The organism is Pseudomonas sp. B111 (assembly GCF_026428275.1).
Classification (GTDB): Bacteria; Pseudomonadota; Gammaproteobacteria; order Pseudomonadales; family Pseudomonadaceae; genus Pseudomonas; species Pseudomonas aeruginosa.
The window spans coordinates 3,445,495-3,463,625 of sequence record NZ_CP097857.1; the positions used below are offsets into that span (position 1 = coordinate 3,445,495).

At 67.5% G+C, this 18,131-nt stretch carries 14 protein-coding genes; 7 read left to right on the forward strand and 7 right to left on the reverse strand.

The window, feature by feature from the left end; all coding sequences use genetic code 11:
• Window positions 1-9: 9 nt before the first annotated feature.
• Window positions 10-1,050, reverse strand: a complete 1,041-nt coding sequence (gene aphA, locus M6E97_RS15960; RefSeq protein ID WP_003082940.1) for an acetylpolyamine amidohydrolase AphA — start codon at window positions 1,048-1,050, stop codon at window positions 10-12.
• A gap of 209 nt (window positions 1,051-1,259) precedes the next feature.
• Here aphA and M6E97_RS15965 point away from each other — a divergent pair, with 209 nt between their 5' ends.
• The 3 genes from M6E97_RS15965 (at window position 1,260) to M6E97_RS15975 (ending at window position 5,485) form a co-directional block, all read left to right on the forward strand.
• Window positions 1,260-3,683, forward strand: coding sequence for a DUF3772 domain-containing protein (locus M6E97_RS15965; RefSeq protein ID WP_003124946.1), 2,424 nt, complete (start codon window positions 1,260-1,262; stop codon window positions 3,681-3,683).
• 66 nt (window positions 3,684-3,749) lie between these two features.
• Window positions 3,750-4,691: a class I SAM-dependent methyltransferase gene (locus M6E97_RS15970; RefSeq protein WP_003109570.1), complete on the forward strand. Its 942-nt coding sequence runs from the start codon at window positions 3,750-3,752 to the stop codon at window positions 4,689-4,691.
• Between the two features lie 35 nt (window positions 4,692-4,726).
• Entirely contained in the window at window positions 4,727-5,485 is a 759-nt protein-coding gene (locus M6E97_RS15975; protein ID WP_033938828.1) for a nucleotidyltransferase domain-containing protein, read from the forward strand.
• A 19-nt stretch (window positions 5,486-5,504) separates the two neighbouring features.
• Here the strand turns inward: M6E97_RS15975 and M6E97_RS15980 are convergent, their stop codons facing one another.
• Complete coding sequence (locus M6E97_RS15980) at window positions 5,505-7,424, reverse strand: UvrD-helicase domain-containing protein (RefSeq protein ID WP_049311503.1); 1,920 nt, start codon at window positions 7,422-7,424, stop codon at window positions 5,505-5,507.
• 170 nt (window positions 7,425-7,594) lie between these two features.
• On the opposite strand from M6E97_RS15980, the gene M6E97_RS15985 reads away from it, so the two are divergent.
• Window positions 7,595-7,822: a hypothetical protein gene (locus M6E97_RS15985; protein WP_003082927.1), complete on the forward strand. Its 228-nt coding sequence runs from the start codon at window positions 7,595-7,597 to the stop codon at window positions 7,820-7,822.
• Between the two features lie 130 nt (window positions 7,823-7,952).
• Here the strand turns inward: M6E97_RS15985 and M6E97_RS15990 are convergent, their stop codons facing one another.
• A complete protein-coding gene (locus M6E97_RS15990; RefSeq protein WP_019485197.1) occupies window positions 7,953-8,585 on the reverse strand; it encodes a TetR family transcriptional regulator in 633 nt (210 codons plus the stop codon).
• Between the two features lie 92 nt (window positions 8,586-8,677).
• Between M6E97_RS15990 and M6E97_RS15995 the strand changes: the two genes are divergently transcribed.
• Together M6E97_RS15995 and M6E97_RS16000 are read left to right on the forward strand one after the other, a co-directional pair.
• The gene (locus M6E97_RS15995) at window positions 8,678-9,343 is read left to right on the forward strand and encodes an O-methyltransferase (RefSeq protein ID WP_019485196.1); all 666 of its coding nucleotides are present in this window, start codon (window positions 8,678-8,680) and stop codon (window positions 9,341-9,343) included.
• 77 nt (window positions 9,344-9,420) lie between these two features.
• A complete protein-coding gene (locus M6E97_RS16000) occupies window positions 9,421-9,828 on the forward strand; it encodes an ester cyclase (protein WP_003118664.1) in 408 nt (135 codons plus the stop codon).
• A 27-nt stretch (window positions 9,829-9,855) separates the two neighbouring features.
• On the opposite strand, the gene M6E97_RS16005 is transcribed toward M6E97_RS16000, so the two are convergent.
• On the reverse strand, window positions 9,856-13,143 hold the full coding sequence (locus tag M6E97_RS16005) for an acetyl-CoA carboxylase family protein (RefSeq protein WP_033938830.1): 3,288 nt from the start codon (window positions 13,141-13,143) through the stop codon (window positions 9,856-9,858).
• A gap of 204 nt (window positions 13,144-13,347) precedes the next feature.
• Between M6E97_RS16005 and M6E97_RS16010 the strand changes: the two genes are divergently transcribed.
• Window positions 13,348-14,268 (forward strand): LysR family transcriptional regulator, encoded by a 921-nt coding sequence (locus M6E97_RS16010; protein ID WP_003133284.1) that lies wholly within the window; start codon window positions 13,348-13,350, stop codon window positions 14,266-14,268.
• A gap of 15 nt (window positions 14,269-14,283) precedes the next feature.
• On the opposite strand, the gene M6E97_RS16015 is transcribed toward M6E97_RS16010, so the two are convergent.
• The 3 genes from M6E97_RS16015 to M6E97_RS16025 all read right to left on the reverse strand — a co-directional run bounded on the left by M6E97_RS16015 (window position 14,284) and on the right by M6E97_RS16025 (window position 18,033).
• Entirely contained in the window at window positions 14,284-14,625 is a 342-nt protein-coding gene (locus M6E97_RS16015; protein WP_003086981.1) for a hypothetical protein, read from the reverse strand.
• A gap of 379 nt (window positions 14,626-15,004) precedes the next feature.
• Window positions 15,005-17,242: a lipase family protein gene (locus M6E97_RS16020; RefSeq protein WP_033938831.1), complete on the reverse strand. Its 2,238-nt coding sequence runs from the start codon at window positions 17,240-17,242 to the stop codon at window positions 15,005-15,007.
• Window positions 17,239-18,033: a hypothetical protein gene (locus tag M6E97_RS16025; RefSeq protein ID WP_033938832.1), complete on the reverse strand. Its 795-nt coding sequence runs from the start codon at window positions 18,031-18,033 to the stop codon at window positions 17,239-17,241. Before M6E97_RS16025 ends, M6E97_RS16020 begins: the two co-directional genes overlap by 4 nt.
• Between the last annotated feature and the right edge of the window lie 98 nt (window positions 18,034-18,131).

Genomic DNA, 18,131 nt, shown 5'->3' on the forward strand with positions numbered 1-18,131 from the left:
CTTCGCTCCTCAGCGGGCCGCGCCTTCGTAGCCCTGCAGCACGTTGACCGCGTTGATGCCGATGGCTTCCACCGCATAGCCGCCTTCCATGATGAACAGGGTCGGCAGGCCCAGCCGGGCGATGCGCTCGCCCATCCGCAGGTAGTCCGGCGAATCCAGCTTGAACTGGGAGATCGGGTCTTCCTTGTAGGTGTCCACGCCAAGGGAAATCACCAGGGCATCCGGGGCGTAGCCGGCGATCCGCACGCAGGCGTCGTCGAGCGCCGCCGACCAGAGGTCCCAGCCGCTGCCGTGGGCCAGCGGATAGTTGTGGTTGCAGCCCTCGCCGGCGCCTTCGCCGCGCTCGTCGGCGTAGCCGAGGAAGTACGGGTATTCGACCCGCGGATCGCCATGGATCGAGGCGAACAGCACGTCGTCGCGGCGGTAGAAAATGTCCTGGGTGCCGTTGCCATGGTGGTAGTCGACATCGAGGATCGCCACGCGCCGGGCGCCCTGGTCGAGGAACGCCTGGGTGGCGATGGCGGCATTGTTGAGGAAGCAGTAGCCGCCCATGAAGTCGCCACCGGCGTGATGGCCCGGCGGACGGCAGAGAGCGAAGGCGCTGCGGGCGCCCTGGCGCATATGCTCCTGGGCGGTCAGCGCGACCTGGGCGGAGCTGTAGATGGCCTGCCAGGTGCCGGCGGTGATCGGCGCCTCGGTGTCGAAGCTGTAGTAGCCCAGCTCGCCCATCAGCGCCGTGGGGATCGGCCCGTCGCGGCGCAGGCGGCGGCCGGGGAAGGTGGTGGACACCAGGTCGCCGCTGTGGCCTTCGGCGGTCCAGCGGGCCCAGGCGCCCTGGAGGAAGTCCAGGTAGGCGGCGTCGTGGATGCGCAGCAGCGGCTCGCGGCCGAAATCCTTCGGCGCGATCACCTCGCCAAGGTTCTGCGACTTCACCCGGGCCAGCACGGTGTCGGCCCGGCTGGGCATTTCGAAACAGGGTTGCAGCTTGCCGTCGACCAGTTCCGACTGGCCGAAGTGCAGACGATGATCGTCGCTGTAGACGCTCAGCATGGAGAGACCTCGCAGGTTTCTTGTTCTTGGTGGAGGGATTCTGCCCAGCGCGCGGTCGCGGCAAAACGGCGGCGGCGGCCAAAAAGGGATCGATATGGCCAGAATCCATGTCCCTTTAGCGCCGCCTGGCGATTATCGACGCGGGGAATTACTCGGCGCCCGCACCGGTCCATACTGCTTGAGCCAGTCAGGATCGAAAGGGGGATTCGATGAGGCGCGCTAGCCTGCATATGTTGCTCTGCCAGTTCGCCATGGCCCTGGGCCTGCTCCTGAGCCTGGGCAGCGAGGCCTGGGCCGCCAGGCCGGCTCCGCAGGCGGCCGTCGACCTGGAAGCGCCGGCCGCCCTGGCCGAGGACGCCAGCCTCGACCAGCTCAACGCGCAACTCGACCTGATCCGCCAGCGCGTCACCGCCGACGCCAGCGACGACCTCCTCGCCGAGTTGCGCCAGAGCGCGCTGCAAGTCCAGCGCCAGGCCGACGCCCTGCTCGCGCTGCGGGTGGCCGACATCGAGCGGCTCGACGATCAGTTGAAAGTGATCGGCCCGCCGCAGCCCGACGAGGCGGAAAGCCTCGCCGCCCAGCGCCAGGCCCTGACCCGGCAGAAGAACGCCCTGCTCGATGACGAACGCCAGGCCACCCAGCTCGGCCAGTCGTCCCGCGACCTGGCGGCACAGATCGTCAACCTGCGCCGCAGCCTGTTCAACTCGCAGATCAGCAGCCGCGCGGCGACACCGTTCAGCCCGAGCTTCTGGTCGACCCTGATCCGTCCCACCGACGACGACCTGCGCCGGCTGGACAAGCTGAAGGCGGAGGCCCTGGTCGCCTTCGACAGCGCCATCGCGCCCGGACACCGCTGGGCCTTCGCCGGAACCCTGCTGGCCACCGTGCTGGTCTGGAGCTTCGGCCGCCGCCTGCTGGAGCGCATGCTTACCTGGGCGATGATCCGCTGGCTGCCGGAAGGCCGCCTGCGGCGCAGCGCCCTGGCCCTGGCGGTCGGGCTGGCGACCATCCTGACCATCGTCGGCGCGGTGTCGCTGATGCGCTGGGGCCTGGAAAGCAACGCCAGCCTGAGCCCCGACATGGCCAGCCTGACCGATCAACTGGTGAGCCTGGCGACCTTCTGCGCCTTCATCGCCGGCCTCGGCCGCGCCCTGCTGATGCTGCCGCGACCATCCTGGCGGCTGCCGGCGATCCCGGACAGGATCGCCAGCGCCCTCGGCCCGTTCCCGGCGATCCTCGCAGTGGCGCTGATGCTGGTGGCCACCGAGGAACGGATCAACAGCGTCACCGGCACCAGCCTGGCCCTGACCGTCGCCCTCAACGGCCTGACCGCGCTGGTCACCGCGCTGATCTTCGCCGCCGCCCTGCTGCGCTACCACCATGTGCGGCGCAAGCACGACCTGGAGCGGCCAGGCGGGATCGCCGGGCTGATCCCCTTCGTCGCCTCGGTATGGATCGCGGCGATCCTCCTCGCCCTGTTCACCGGCTACCTGTCGCTGGCCTACTTCCTCACCGGCAAGCTGCTGTGGATCAGCGTGATCGCGGCCACCACCTACCTGCTGATCGCTTTCTTCGGCGACATCTGCGAAACCCTGCTCTCGCCCAAGCACCCCAGCGGCCTGGCGCTGGCCAATGCGCTCGGCCTGTCGCCGCGCCACCAGGCCCAGGCCAGCACGGTGCTGGCCGGGGTCGGCCGCACCCTGCTGCTGCTCACCGCGCTGTTGCTGGCCTTCCTTCCGGTCGGCTCGAGCCCCAGCGAACTGCTGCAGGGCTTCGCCCAACTGGGCGAAAGCAGCAAGACCCTGGGCAACCTGAACATCGTCCCGCAGGACATCCTGGTCGCCCTGCTGCTGTTCGTCGGCGGCCTGTTCGCCCTGCGCATCGTCAAGCGCTGGCTGAGCGAGCGGTTGCTGCCGGAAACCAACATGGACGCCGGCATGCGCGCCTCGCTGGTGACCCTGGTCGGCTACCTCGGCTTCGTGCTCCTGGCGATGCTGGTGATGTCCACCCTGCGCATCAACCTGACCAGCCTGACCTGGGTGGTCAGCGCCCTCTCGGTAGGCATCGGCTTCGGCCTGCAGGCCATCGTGCAGAACTTCATTTCCGGCCTGATCCTGCTGACCGAGCGGCCGGTGAAGGTCGGCGACTGGGTCAGCCTGGGCGGGGTCGAGGGCGATATCCGGCGGATCAACGTGCGCGCCACCGAGATCCAGATGGGCGACCGCTCCACGGTGATCGTGCCGAACTCGCAGTTCATCTCCCAGACCGTGCGCAACGTGACCATGGGCAATGCCCTCGGGGTGGTCGGGGTGAACCTGACCCTGCCGCTGGACACCGACGCGATGAAGGTCCGCGAACTGCTCTTGCAGGCCTTCGCCGAACACCCGGCGATCCTCGACGCACCGGCGCCCTCGGTGACGTTCAAGGATCTCGCCAGCAACGGCCTGGTGCTCAACGCCAGCGGCTTCGTCAACAGCCCGCGTTCGGTGGCCGGCGCGCGCAGCGACCTGCTCTTCACCATCCTCGACCGCTTGCGCAGCGAAGGCATCGCGCTGTCCTCGCCACAGAGCCTGCTGATGATCCAGGATGGCGGTCCGGCCAGCGCCGCGCCTGCGCCCGCGACGCCCGATTGAAGCGAAGGGGCGGACTGTCCGTCACGCAACGGGTAGAATCCGCCCCTTTTTCAACGCCGAACCGCCATGAATCGCGAAGCCCTCGATACCCTCCTCCAGCACCTGCTCGCCGCGCTGTCCCCGGCGCCGGCGGAGACCCGCCGTCTGTTCCATGGTCGCGGCCGCTGCTGGCCGGGCCTGGAACAATTGACCGCGGACTGGCTGCAGGGCGTCCTGCTGGTGACTCTGTTCAAGGAGCCGCAGCCGGAGGAACTGGAGGCCTTGCGTCGGACCCTGGAGCAACTGACCACGGCGCCGGCCTGGGCTGCGAGCCAGGGCCGGCACCTGGTCCTGCAGCACCGCTACCGCCCAGACAGCGCCTGCGAATGGCTGTCGGGCGAGCCGCTGGAAACCTGGGACATCGTGGAAAACGGACTGCGCTTCCGCCTCGACCTGGGACGCAACCAGAACACCGGGCTATTCCTCGACATGCGCCTGGGCCGCCGCTGGGTGCAGGAGCAGGCCGCCGGCCGCCGCGTGCTCAACCTGTTCGCCTACACCTGCGGCTTCTCGGTGGCGGCCATTGCCGGCGGCGCCAGCCAGGTGGTCAACCTGGACATGGCCCGCGGCCCGCTCAACCGCGGCCGCGACAATCACCGCCTGAACGGCCACGACCTCGGCCGGGTGAGCTTCCTCGGCCACGAACTGTTCAAGTCCTGGGGCAAGCTGCGCAAGCTCGGCCCGTACGACCTGGTGATCGTCGATCCGCCGAGCTTCCAGAAGGGCAGCTTCGTCCTGACCCAGGACTACCGCAGGATCCTCCGCCGCCTGCCGGAACTGCTGGTGCCCGGCGGCACCCTGCTGGCCTGTATCAACGACCCGGCCATCGGCCCCGACTTCCTCCTCGAGGAAACCGCCCGCGAGGCGCCGTCGCTGCACTTCGTCGAACGCCTGGAGAATCCGCCGGAGTTCCCCGATGTCGACCCCGCGGCGGGCCTCAAGGCGCTGCTGTTCCGCAACGCAGGCTGATCGACGCGCGGGCGGCGTGTCGCTAGGCTGTCGGCATGGACATGCCCGATGGCTTCATTCCCCTGCCGCCACGCGTCGAACCGCAGGCGGCCTTTCGCCCCCTGCTCGACGACCTGCGCCGAACCCTGGCCCGGCCTCCGTTCGAGCAGGCCGTGCACAGCGTCTACCTGTACGGCAGCGTCGCCCGCGGCGAGGCCATCACGGGGCACTCCGACCTCGACCTGACCCTGGTCCTGCGCGACCCGCCCAGCCCCGAACTGGCCGCGCAACTGGAAACCGCGCGCCTGGCATTGCAGGCGCGCCACCCGGAAGTCAGCAAGATCGATTTCGATATCGGCCACCTGGGCCAGGCCCGCGATCCGGCCAACCGCGATAGCTGGGGCTATTGGCTCAAGCACCGCTGCCGCTGCCTGTGGGGCGAAGACCTGGCCAGCGCCCTGCCGCCCTTGCGTCCGGCGAAAGCCATCGCCCTGGCCCTCAACGGCGACTATGCGCAGGTGCTGGAAGACTATGCGCGACGCCTGGAAAGCGCGTCCTCGGAGGAGGAGCGCCGCCGCCTGCAACGAGAAGCGGCGAAGAAGCTGATCCGCTCCAGCGACATCCTTCGCGGGGAGACGGAAAGCGTCTGGCCGGAGACCCTGGAGCATTACCTGGCGCTGTTTCGCGCGCGGCACCCCGGACAGGCGCCGGCCCTGGAATATTTCAAGGCCGTGCTGGACGGCCAGGTCACCGACCCGGCGGTGTTCATCGAGCGCCTGCGCGCGTTCAGCGCCTGGATGCAGCGCCAGGCGTAGCCCGCCGAGACGGTCGTCCTCAGCGTCGGGCCAACAGGGCCGTGGCGCCCTGCGCCTTGCGCGTGTACCAGAGCACCCGGCTGACGCCACGGGTGATCGCCACGTAGGCCAGGCGCAGGCTTTCGTCCTCCATGGCCTGGTCGTAACTGTTGCGGAAGAAGCCCGATGCCGCGTACAGCGCGTTGCGCAACGGATGCTTCTCGCCCGGCAGGCAGTCGTCGACGACGATCGCCACTTCGGCCTGGAGGCCCTTGGCGCGATGGATGGTCATGCCCTTCACCGGCAGCGCGCGATCCAACTCCGCCTGGATCGCCTGCAACGGCTCGTTGCGCCGGCTCAACAACAGCACCGCGGTGCGCTCGCTGCTCTCGCGAGCGGCGGCGTGCTCGCACTGGGCGCGGATTTCCGCCAGTAGCTTCGGCAGTTGCGCACGCAGGTCGAAACGCTGCACCAGCTTCACGCCATGGTCGCCCGGCTGGATCGGGCGGAACGCGCGGCAGGTCTTGTCCTGCTTGAAACGCACCCCGGCCAGCACCTTCTCGCCGTCGCGAATGATCGGTTCGACGGAGCGGTAGTTGGTTTCCAGCACCAGCAGCGCGCTCTTGCGTCCCCGCCCACGCGAAGGGAAATGCCGGTCGAAGTCGATGAACAGCTCCGGCGAACTGCCGCGCCAGCCGTAGATCGACTGCCAGTCGTCGCCGATGGCCATCAGGCTCGGCGCGGTGCCCTGGGTCGCCAGGCGACGGTGCAACGCCTGTAGCCAGAGGACGATCTGCGGCGAGACATCCTGGAACTCGTCGATCAGCAGATGGGTGAACGGCGCCAGCGCCGTTTCCGCCAGGGCCCCGCCGGCCATCCGCTCGCCGAGCTGCTGGAACGCGGCGTCGAAGGTCATCAGGCCCTCCTCGCGCAACAGCGCCTGGAACCTCGCCCAGAACAGTGCCATGGCTTCGACGAAGATCTTCTCGCGCAACCCGCATTCCAGCTTGCCGCTGTCCAGGCGTTCGACGCGCAGGCCCAGGCTCTCGGCGAACCCGGCCTGGGCATGGAAGGCTTCGTACAGCGGCAGCGTCTGGAACTCGCCGGCCAGCTTGAACGGCTCCAGCGGCGCCTTCGGCTGCCGCCGCGCGCCCTCTTCCGGCTCCGCCGGCGGCGGCAGTTTCAGCAGTTTGTGGGTCTTGGCGCGGAACGCCGGGCTTGCCGCGTAGCACTGCTGGTAGGCCTGCTTCAGCAGGCGCTGCTGGGCCGGACGCAGGCGTCCGGCGGCAAGGGGGTTGTCCGGCTCGGCGGCGGGGTCGCGGTCGTCCAGTTGTTCGAACCAGCGCGGATTGCCGAGCACCTCGCGGGCCAGGCTGCCGAGCGCCGAATGGAAAGTGCGCACGCACTGCCGCGCCCGGGCCGCGTCGAACGGGTATTGCCAATGGGCGAGCACGCGCAGCAATTGTTCGCGCAACTGCGCGCAGGAGGCGTTGGTGAAGGAAATCACCGTCAGCCGCTGCGGCTCGACGCCCAGGTGGCAGAGCATGAACACCACCCGCAGGACCAGGGTGGTCGACTTGCCCGAGCCGGCACCGGCAAAGATCCGCGCCAGCGGCTGGCGGCAGAGGATCATCGCCCACTGTTCCTCGGACGGCGGGCTGACCACGCCGAGCGTCGCGGCCTGCGCCACCTGCTCGCGCATGGCGCGCTCCTGGGATTCGTCGACCTTCAGTGCGGCAGCCGGATAGATTCCCTGCGGCGCGCGCCGCGAGGCGGCAGCGGGCTTGCCGGCGGCCTTGGCCGGAGCCTTCGCGGCGTTCTTCCTGGAGCGGGCCTTGGCCGGCTGCAACAAGGCTTCGCGAGCCTCGCGCTCGGCCTGCAGGTAGGCGGTGGTACGCGGGAAACAACGCGCCAGGGCGCTGGAGAGCATCGACTTGTAGCGCCGTACGGCAGACAGCATCGGGGACCGGTCCAGACAAAGCATGTGGCTGAATCATAAGTGTTTTCCGCCCTCGGCCGACAGTCGGACGGGGACCGCCCATCGCGCCAGGGCAACCCTTGCGCGACCGCACCGGTCTACCCTTCGGGCCCTGCCGGCCTGCCAACTCAGCGAAAACAAGGAGCCTACCCATGAGCGATTGGGCAATCACCTACAGCAAGGACGAAGCCACCGAGCGCCAAGTCCTGCCGTTCCCCCACAAGCCGAGCCCCGAAGAGGTCGCCGAGCACCTGCTGGAATGGGCCGAGGCCAACCTCAAGCCGGGCCACTACAGCACCGGCAAGCTGGAAAGCGACGAGCCGGCGGAACTGCTGCTGCGCCGCTTCGGCATCGTCGTCACCGGCATCGCCGAAGCCTGATCCCTCCCGCGACCGGCAGGCGCCGGTCGCTTCGCCGATACACGCCTGCTCCGCCAAGCCTACGAACGCGCCAGCCGCGTACCTGGGGCCGCTGGGCCAAGCGACGGTTTTGCTCCGGCCACACGGCACCTCAGCGCTCGCCAAGGGCGGCGAGATAGGCGCAGAGCATATCGGCCAGGGCCTCGGCGTAACGCTCGATCTCCGCCTCGCTGCGTGGCCGTTCGGAGAACTGCTTGCCGACCGCGCCGAGGGTGGTGGTGAGCAATTCGCCGGCCAGGCCACGCTCGGCCTCGGCGACCTCCGGCAAGGCCTCCCGGAGAAACGCCTGGAACACCCGCGCGCCCTCCGCCTTCACCTCCCGCGCCTCGTCGGCGTCGCGATACAGCGGCGCCGCGTCGCTCAGCGCCACGCGTATCGCCGCCTCTTCGCACTCCGAGCGCACGAATGCCAGCACCAGCCGGCGCAAGCGCGCCAGCGGCGGCCGGGCGGTGTCCTCGAGGATCTCGCCGAGCAGACGCGTGGTGCGCCGCCACTCGTCGCTTTGCAGGCGGAAGAGGATCGCCGCCTTGTTCGGGAAATACTGGTACAGCGAACCGATGCTCACCCCGGCGCGCTCCGCCACCCGCGCGGTGGTGAAACGTTGCGCGCCTTCGCTGGCCAGAACCTGAACAGCCGCCTCCAGGATGCTCGCCACCAGTTCGCTGGAACGGGCCTGCTGCGGCTGCTTGCGCGAGGAAATACGCGGGTTTCGCTTGTCGCTCATGGAAGGCTCCGGAATGCGAATGGCGGAATGCGATGAATCCGTCGCATTCTAGGTCCACGCACTTACGCGCTCAAACATTCCCGGAGCCATCCATGAATACCCTCACCAACGCCCCGCTCGCCGATCTCCTGCAACGCCTGTTCGCCGAAGCCGAGGCCAGCGCACCGGGCGACAGTCCCGCCCTCGCCGACCTCTCGGAGGCCGAGCTGAAACGCCTCATGGGCAGCAAGACCGAATACCGCGAGCTCTACGGTCGCCTGAAGGACCTGGCCCTGCCCGTCTCCCGCGAAACCGGCAGCCTGCTCTACATGCTGGCGCGCAGCAGCTCGGCGCGCAGCATCGTCGAGTTCGGCACGTCCTTCGGCCTGTCCACCCTGCACCTCGCCGCGGCGCTGCGGGACAACGGCGGCGGCCGCCTGATCGGCAGCGAGTTCGAACCCTCCAAGGCCGAGCGGGCACGGCACAACCTGGCCGCCGGGGGGCTGCTCGACCTGGTGGAACTGCGCGAGGGCGATGCCCTGCAAACCCTCGCCAAGGACCTGCCGGACAGCATCGACCTGGTCCTGCTGGACGGCGCCAAGGCGCTCTACCCGGAGGTCCTTGCCCTGCTGGAAAGCCGCCTGCGCCCCGGCGCGCTGGTGATCGCCGACAACGCCGAGCATAGTCCCGAGTACCTGGCCCATGTCCGCTCGCCGGCCAACGGCTACCTGTCGACGCCCTTCGCCGAGGATGTCGAGCTGTCCATGCGCCTGGGCTGAAGCCTAGCGACTGACGGCGTCTCGCGGGTTTGCTAGGGTCTGGCTCATGCCGCCCGGACAGCTCGAAGGAGACCCGCATGACCCGTGACCGACTCGCCGAGCGCTACCGCGCCTACATCGACTGCCTGAACCGCCAGGACTGGGCGCGCCTGGGCGACTTCGTCCATGACCGGGTGCGCTACAACGACGTGCAGATCGGACTCGACGGCTACCTGCGGATGCTCGAAGGCGACTTCCTGGCAATCCCCGACCTGCGCTTCGAGATCGAACGCCTGCTCGTCGATCCGCCGGGCGTCGCCTGCCGTCTGCACTTCGACTGCACACCCAGCGGCCGGCTGTTCGGCATCCCGGTCAACGGCCAGCGGGTACGCTTCGCCGAGAACGTCTTCTACGAATTCGAAGACGAGCGCATCGCCGGCGTCTGGTCGGTGATCGACAAGGCGGCGGTCGCCGCGCAGGTTCAGGCGACGCCGCCGTCGTCCTGAGGCGCCAGGGCACTGCGGGCCGACCATCTACCAGGTATCCACGAACGGCCGCTTGCGCCCCGCCCTCGGCGCCGGTTCTCCGGCGACGGCCAGGCCGCGCAGGAGCCAGGCACGGGTCTCCGCCGGGTCGATCACCGCGTCGATCTCCAGGTAGCTGGCCATGTTCAGCGCCTTGCCGTTGCGGTAGGCCTTGTCCACCATGCCGCGGAACAGCGCCTCGCGCCGCTGGGGATCTTCCTCGGCCGCCAGCTCCTTGGCGAAGCCCAGCCGCACCGCGCCTTCCAGGCCCATGGCGCCGAACTCGCCGCTGGGCCAGGCGACGGTGAACAGCGGCGAATGGAAGCTGCCCGCCGCCATGGCCTGGGCTCCCAGTCCGTAGCCCTTGCGCAGGACCACGGTGAAGAACGGCACCGTCAGGCTGGCGGCGCTGACGAACATCCGCGAGACGTGGCGCACCGTGGCCTGTTTTTCCGCCTCCGGGCCAACCATGAAGCCAGGGGTGTCGCAGAGCGAGACGATCGGGATGTCGAAGGCGTCGCACAACTGCATGAAGCGCGCGGCCTTGTCGCCGGCCGCGGCATCGATGGCGCCGCCGAGATGGCCAGGGTTGTTGGCGATCAGGCCGAACGCCCGGCCCTCGATGCGCAGCAGCGCGGTGACCAGGCCGGGAGCGAACTGGCGCCGCAGTTCCAGCACGCTGCCCCGGTCGGCCAGGACCTCGATCGCCTGGCGGATGTCGTAGGCACGCAGGCGGTTCTCCGGCACCAGGTGGCGCAACTCGCGCTGGTCGGCGCAACTCCAGTCGGGCAGCAGGCCCTGGAAATAGCCGAGGTAGCGCCTGGCCACCGCGACCGCTTCGGCCTCGTCCTCCACCAGTACGTCGATCACTCCGTTGGGCCCCTGCACGCCCGTCGGACCGACCTCCTCGGCGGCGAAACGGCCCAGGCCGCCGCCCTCGATCATCGCCGGGCCGGCCATGCCGATGGTGGCGTCGCGGGTGGCGATGATCACATCGCAGCAGCCCAGCAACGCGGCATTGCCGGCGAAGCAGCGACCGGAGACCACTCCCACCAGCGGCACCAGCCCGGAGAGCCGGGCCATGCCGACGAAGGTATGGCAATCGAGGCCGGCGACGCCGACGAAATCGGTATCGCCCGGGCGCCCGCCGCCACCCTCGGCGAACAGCACCAGCGGCAAGCGCCACTGTTCGGCCAGGCCGAGCAGGCGGTCGGTCTTCTTGTGGTTCATCACCCCCTGGGTGCCGGCGAACACCGTGTAGTCGTAGGCCAGCACCAGGCAACGCGCGGCCTGCGCGCCGAAGCTGGCGGCCCCCACCGTACCGGTGCCGGCGACCAGGCCATCGGCGGGGCTCAGTTCCAACAACTCTTCGGCGGAGCGCCTGCGACGCTGGGCGGCCAGGGCGAAACCGCCATATTCGCTGAAGCTGCCCTCGTCCAGCAGGTCGAGCACGTTCTCCCGCGCGGTACGCTGTCCGGTCTTACGCCGCCTGGCCAGCGCCTGCGGACGACGCTCGTCGCCCAGCGCTGCCTGGCGCTCGAGTACCTCGGCGAGATCGGCGCGGATATGCGCCAGGTCCAGCGCCTGTTCGGTCGGTGCCTGCTCGTCGTCATCCTCCGTCGGTTCGAGGAACAGCAGCGTCGCGCCCTCCTCCAGAGGCTCCCCGAGGCTCGCCGCGAGCCGCCGGACGATACCGCCGCCGGGTGCCTTGACCTCGAATTCCATCTTCATCGCTTCCAGGATCGCGACCCGCTGGCCGGCACGCACCCGCTCGCCCTCGGACACTTCCAGGGCCACCAGCACCCCGCTGCTCGGCGCAGGCAGCGGCAGGCTGCCGAGTGGCGCCTCGACCCGCGCAGGCGCGGCGTCCTTGGCGAGCGGGCACTCGGCGCGGAGCCGCGGATGGCTCGCCGGGATAGGCGCCAGCAGTGTCTCCAGGTGGCTTTCGACGAAGCGGGTGTCGACCCGGTTGGCCTGTACCGCCGGATGCAGCAGAAGGTTGCGCAGCAGATCCAGGTTGCTCGCCACGCCCTCCAGGCGGAATTCGCAGAGCGCCCGGTAGGCCCGGCGCAACGCGGCGGGATAATCCGCACCGCGCACGACCAGCTTGGCCAGCAGCGAATCGTAGCTGGGGCTGACCCGATAGCCGGCATAGCCGTAGCCGTCCACCCGCAGGCCGGGACCGCTGGGCGGTTCGTAGGCGCCGATAGTGCCCACCGCCGGACGGGCGCTGCCGTCGGCCGCCAGGGTCTCCAGGTTGATCCGCAGTTGCACCGCGCAGCCGCCGATCGCCGGCGGTCGCTCCAGGCCGAGGGCGGCAAGCTCCATGCCGGCGGCGAGACGCAACTGGGCGTGCAGCAGGTCGACCCCGGTGACTTCCTCGGTGACGGTGTGCTCCACCTGGATGCGCGGATTGGCTTCCATGAAATAGAAGCGCCCGGGGCGCTCCTCGTCGACCAGGAACTCGAAGGTACCGATCCCCCGATAGCGCACCGCGCCGGCCATGCGCAGGGCGCAATCGATCAGCGCCTCGCGGGTGGCCTCCGGCAGGTCCGGGCTGGGGGCGATCTCCAGCAGTTTCTGCTGGCGCCGTTGTAGGCTGCAATCGCGCTCCCAGAGGTGGCTGACCGCACCGCTGCCGTCACCGAGCACCTGTACCTCGATGTGCCGGGCCCGCGCCACCCGTTGCTCGACGTATAACTCGTCCCGGCCGAACGCCGCCTGCGCCTCGGCACGGCAGCGGCGGTAGGCATCGGCCAGTTGCGCGACCTCCTCCACCGCGCGCATGCCACGTCCGCCGCCGCCGGCAAGGGCCTTGAGCATCACCGCGGCGCCATCGCCCAGCCCTTCCAGGAACGCCTCGGCCTCTTCGACGCTGACCGCATGGTTGATCCCGGCCACCAGCGGCACCTCCAGGCGCTCGGCCAGGGCACGCGCGGCAGCCTTGTCGCCGAACAGGTCGAGCACTTCCGCTTGCGGCCCGACGAAGTGGATGCCCGCGCGCTGGCAGCGCCGGGCGAATTCGCCGTTCTCGGCGAGGAAACCGTAGCCCGGATGGATCGCCTCGCAGCCCTGCTCCAGGGCCAGCGCGACCAGCCGATCCATGTCGAGATAGGCCGCCACGCCACGGCCGGCCAGCGGCAGCGCGACATCGGCCTTGCGCACGTGCAGGGAAGCGGCATCGTCCTCGGCGAACACCGCCACCGAGCGGATACCCAGGTCGGCGCAGGCGCGAGCGATGCGAATGGCGATCTCGCCGCGGTTGGCGATCAGCAAGGCGTTGAAGGGAGCGGTCACGGCAGGTTCTCCGGGGAGCGGGTCAGGCGGCCGGCGAAAGGAGCTGGCCCGGCGGCGCGTTGGTCATCGTCGCAGGCATCTTAGGCAGCCGAAGGAAGCGGCAGAACTGAGGCTTATTCATCGCCATCCATGAAGCCTATGCATGGTTCTATCGGCGAGCATGCCTGCTAGGCTGGCGCCTTCCCCAGACAGGCGCGCGCAAACATGAATCAGCCACATGAATGGTCGCCCCTCAGCCGTTTCGATCTGAACCTGTTCCGGGTCTTCGAAGTGGTCTATCGAGAACGCAACCTGACCCGCGCGGCGGGCCTCCTGCATCTCAGCCAGTCGGCCGTCAGCCACGCCCTGGCGCGCCTGCGCGACCAGCTCGGCGACCCGCTGTTCGTTCGCCAGGGGCGCGGGGTTGCGCCGACGCCGCTGGCCGATCGACTGGCGCCGGGCATCCATGACGCCCTCGCCGGCCTGCACCGCAGCATGAATCGCTGCCAGACATTCGACCCTCGGCGCGACGCGCGGACCTTCCAGTTGAACATGCCGGAGCAACTGGAGCCGCTGGTGCTCCCGGCGATCCTCGACCACCTGCGCCAGGCCGCGCCGCGCATCGAGATACGCTGCAACAGCCTGCACTGGGCGGACCTGAAGGCGGAACTGGGCGCCGGACGCATCGACCTCGCCATCGAGATCGCCCGGCCCACCGACGCCGCCCTGCGCCGCCAGCACCTGCTCGACGATAGCCTGTGCGTGATGGCCGGGCCGGGCTTCGCCGGCGAACTGAGTGCGGAGGAGTACCTGGCGGCGGACCATGTCGCGGTGACCTCGCGGCGACGCGGCATCTGCATCGAAGACCTGGCCCTCGGCCACCTCGGCCTGACCCGCCAGGTGCGCCAGCGCTGCCAGCACTACCTGTCGGCGGCGTTGCTGGTGGCCCAGGGCGGCTACCTGCTGACCCTGACCCGAGGCTACGCCGAACTGATCAACCGCGGCCTGGGCAACCGCCTGCTGCCGATGCCGCTGGCCCTGCCAGCGGTGACTCTGAATCTCTACTGGTCGCGCCAGGCCGACGACGAAGCCGGCAGCCTCTGGCTGCGCGGCGAACTGGCGGAGCTGGCGACGCGCCTGCGCTGAGCGCGGGCGCTGCGACTAGGGCTTCGCCGCCTTGGCGCGGGCCTTCTGCAGCCACTGCCCGGCCTTCGCCGAACACTCCGTGACATAGGTCGTATCGATCGCGCAGCGCTCCCCGGTGGCCTTGAGCAGGTAGGCGGCATCGGCTACCTCGTAGTCGGTGTGCCGGCGCGGCGTACCCTTCGCCTGGGATTCGCGTTCGTCCTCGCGGATGTCGCAGTACAGCGCATTGCTGCGGGCGAACAGTTCGAGGCACTCGGCATCCTTGCCCAGCAACGGGTTGGCGCTGTCCTCGGCGGACTTGGAGCAGCCGCCGAGCAGCAGGCAGGCGCAGGCGATCGTGGCAAGCGGGCTACGCATGTGTCCGTTTCCTTGGCCATGGAGAGTGCGCCATTAAAACAGCCCCGGCGCCTCGGCGCATCCGCCATCGCCTCAGAGCCGCTCCCACGCGGCAAGCCGTGCCCAGCCAGCCATTTCTCCCAACGGCAGATGGCGGCCGAGCGGCTAGCCTGTCCGATGGTCCTCGGCCTGGAGATGCCCCACAAGCCACGCCTGCTGCGCTTCTTCACCGCGCTTCAAACCGATGCCCTGAAAGACGGGCGTCGCCAGCACGTGTCGGTATTGCGCGAACGTCGCAACGACGCGCGCCTGCCCATGTGGCTTGGAACAGGTCCCAGGCAAAAAGCCGAGGGGAGGCGGATATGGATAGAGCCCTCGATAGGGTTTGTTTGACTCCGCTCTATCCAAGCGTATCGATGTCCAGATCGAACACCGCTCCAGGGGCATGGCCGCCTACCAGGGTAGCGATCGCGCGCTCATTGCTGTCGGCATCCGGCGGGGCCATCGCGAGTTGTTCATGCGAGCGATTGAACGAGTGCGCCAGCCAGCGCTCCAGACTCACCGCCAGCGCCTCGGGCCGCTCGGCAACCCGGCCGTAGACCTTGGCCTCGCTGACACGTTCGACACTCAATGCTTTCAGTCGCACAGCGGTCTGTTGCAACCTGCCGATTTCAGCGCGCAATGGCCCCATTATCTGTTGTTCCCTGGCAGAACCGTAGGCCGCCGCCTCCTTTTCCCGCAACTGCGCCTTGAAGTCCTGCAGCGCTTCCCCGACCCGCTCGTACTCGGTCGGGGTCACCACGGTGCGGCCTTCTTCCAAGGCCTCTTGTGCGCGGCGCAAGGAAGCCCAGCAATGCGGAATGTAGCTGGCGACCATCTTGTGATCGGCATTATCCAGCATCTGCCGCAGCAGACCGCCTCGCTCCGGCAAGCCATTCCTTGCAGCCAGTGCCTTGGCGCAAACCGCCGCGCCGCCGCGCTCGGTAATGCTTTCGCAGCCGGGCGTCCACAGGATCGCGGACTTGTGGCCATCGGCAAACGACACGGGCATGAAATGACGCAGTTTGCCGTGGTGCGTGTAAGGCTCGCCGACGATGTTGACGGGACTCAGGAGCACCACCGCCCCTCCGATGGCAGGGTTGAAGAGCACCAGCAGGACGCCCGCCCCCGACATGCGCCAGGACGTTTTCATCCAGGCCGCCGGGACACTGGGCACCGGATCGTTCTGGTTGACCATGCGGTGATGTACCAGAGGCCTGGCGTTTTCCACGAAGGTCTTGTCGCCTACGCGCGGGCTGCCGTAGGTGTAGAGCACGATGTCATATTTTTCTGGTTGTTGCCGCAACATCTCGGCGACCAGCAAAGCCACCGCGCCACCAAGGCTATGGCCGGTGATCACCAGCTTCTGCCCGTTGTAGAACTTATCCAGGTAGGTTGCAAAGAACTTGATGGCCACCTTGGCCGACTCGTAAAAGCCGTTGTGTACCTTGCCGCTGGTTTCCTCGAACGGCGTCTGCGCAGCATCCACATCGCGCAGAACGTCAGCCATACTCGCGGTGCCGCGTACCACCAGCAGGATCAGCTCATCGTTGTGGGTGACATAGGCTTGCGTATCGGTACTCCCCCGTTTTTTGGCATCGTCCAGGTAGTGGAGCCTGGCTGGATGTTCCTGATCCGCCCCGAGTTCGGGGCTGTTCACTTCGGGGTATAGCTCGGGGTCGAACGGTATGACCTCCAGGCGCCTGGAGTAGGCCACGTCTTCATACAGGGGGTAGTAAGCCTTCCCGCCGGACTGAGTTGCGTCCACTTGCCACAGCTCATCGGACCTGGCCAGGGCATCGCCGAACCAGTTGCCGACGCTGGGTTGCGCCGGAAAGCTCACGCTGTCGGTTTCCACCGGTTGCGTATCGGGCTCCTGGCCAAACGGGCTATAGCTCAGGGTCGACATCAGCGCCAATTGGTACAGGTTGAGGTAGCAGAACGCTTCACCCGTGGACAGGAGCGGACTCAGCGCCCGCAAGGGGCGCACCTCCAGCACATGGTGCCGGTTCGGCAACAGCGCGATACCGCGAACCCGGGGAGGCCTGGGAGCAAATCCCAACTCCGCCATGGCGGCCGAGGGACGGCGCATCAGCGCATGCACCTGGTGCCGAGGCGGAAAGCACCGGAGCGCCAGGGGCGGAAGATGGGCCCGGTGCTCCACCAGTTCGCTCACCTCGACCTGGCAGAAAGAATCGGCCTGGCCTTGGGCGGGGTTGGACCGGGTGCGGGCGCCGTCAGGGTTTACAAAGCGGGTCTTCTCGGCACGCACTTGCAGTTCGGTGATAGGTAGAGGGTAGTGATCTCTCCCACTTAAAGCTGTATAGATATCCTCAATCCCTTGATAGGCTTTATCGAATTTGAGCACCACCGGCCCGCAATAGTGCCGATTGATCTTCCCAGTCCCTGTTTCGTCCAGAATGCCAAGGTAGACAACCTCCTCAGAATCGCTGACTTCATAGGCCAGGCCGGCATAGGGCCTGCCATCCCCCCGCTCATCCACCAGTTGAAAACTGGTCGAGTGGGTGCGTCGCGGGCAAGCATGGATGCGTTCGCTGAAAAACGGCTTTTCCCACTCCTCCATCGGCCCCAAAGTCATGGGGTCACCGCCTTGTTTTCCGTACAGCCGGGATAGAGGGTGCAGTAGTCACGACCATCCGGCATTCTGAAGGTACTGAAGTCCTTATAGTTTCCGTAGCAGAATGCATATTGATCTTCAAACCCTTTCCCCATACAGCGCTTCCACCCACCAGGAACCTTGACCCAGGTATCCTTCATATAGGGGCGCTCTTCGTCAGCCAGCTTGATCCTCAACCTCACCGTCTTGCCGGGCAGTTGATCCAGGGTGTAAGCCACGAAAGGTTTCGCTTTGCGCCGTACACCCGTCTCATCCATCCTTTTGCAATCAAGGAGCTTTCTCAGAACACGGGTCTTCCCGGCTGTACGAAACAGCCACTGGCATTGCCCGGCAAACTCGCTTTCCCCGGCCGCATTGAAAGTGCCTTTTTTCACCTCGACCAGCTTGTCTCGTACGACGATCAGGGCCGAGTCACGCCCGAAATCCCTCCAACTCTTGCCATACCAGCCATAGATATAGAAATCGATGTTTTGCAGTACCAAAGGGCAGCCACTGACCGTACGACGTAACAATATCTTCGAATCCCGTTCATATTTTTCACGACCCGAGTTGTAGCCAACTTGGGTATCCTTTCCCCCCGGCACCGTACAGGTTTCACCTTTGGCCGGCACATAAGTTGCCGTGGCTTCGTAAGTGAACTCAGGTGGCAGGTCCGCCGTAACGGTAAAACTGTTGGACGTGCCCAAGGCAGTGCAGCCCTGGGCCAGCGCAAGGCAACTGGCAAGGGTCATGTTTTTAAGGGTGCGGTTCATCTGGAGGCGTCTCCTTGCCAATAACTGCAGTCTTGGACGTTATTCGTCCACGGGTTGAAAGTTGTTGGAGTGCGAGCGCAACGGGCAGGTATGGATAC

Excerpts from the sequence above, each read along its gene's own strand:
- aphA (WP_003082940.1), bottom strand. The coding sequence starts at position 1,050 with ATGCTGAGCGTCTACAGCGACGATCATCGTCTGCACTTCGGCCAGTCG.
- M6E97_RS15965 (WP_003124946.1), top strand. The coding sequence starts at position 1,260 with ATGAGGCGCGCTAGCCTGCATATGTTGCTCTGCCAGTTCGCCATGGCC.
- M6E97_RS15970 (WP_003109570.1), top strand. The coding sequence starts at position 3,750 with ATGAATCGCGAAGCCCTCGATACCCTCCTCCAGCACCTGCTCGCCGCG.
- M6E97_RS15975 (WP_033938828.1), top strand. The coding sequence starts at position 4,727 with ATGGACATGCCCGATGGCTTCATTCCCCTGCCGCCACGCGTCGAACCG.
- M6E97_RS15980 (WP_049311503.1), bottom strand. The coding sequence starts at position 7,424 with ATGCTGTCTGCCGTACGGCGCTACAAGTCGATGCTCTCCAGCGCCCTG.
- M6E97_RS15985 (WP_003082927.1), top strand. The coding sequence starts at position 7,595 with ATGAGCGATTGGGCAATCACCTACAGCAAGGACGAAGCCACCGAGCGC.
- M6E97_RS15990 (WP_019485197.1), bottom strand. The coding sequence starts at position 8,585 with ATGAGCGACAAGCGAAACCCGCGTATTTCCTCGCGCAAGCAGCCGCAG.
- M6E97_RS15995 (WP_019485196.1), top strand. The coding sequence starts at position 8,678 with ATGAATACCCTCACCAACGCCCCGCTCGCCGATCTCCTGCAACGCCTG.
- M6E97_RS16000 (WP_003118664.1), top strand. The coding sequence starts at position 9,421 with ATGACCCGTGACCGACTCGCCGAGCGCTACCGCGCCTACATCGACTGC.
- M6E97_RS16010 (WP_003133284.1), top strand. The coding sequence starts at position 13,348 with ATGAATCAGCCACATGAATGGTCGCCCCTCAGCCGTTTCGATCTGAAC.
- M6E97_RS16015 (WP_003086981.1), bottom strand. The coding sequence starts at position 14,625 with ATGCGTAGCCCGCTTGCCACGATCGCCTGCGCCTGCCTGCTGCTCGGC.
- M6E97_RS16020 (WP_033938831.1), bottom strand. The coding sequence starts at position 17,242 with ATGACTTTGGGGCCGATGGAGGAGTGGGAAAAGCCGTTTTTCAGCGAA.
- M6E97_RS16025 (WP_033938832.1), bottom strand. The coding sequence starts at position 18,033 with ATGAACCGCACCCTTAAAAACATGACCCTTGCCAGTTGCCTTGCGCTG.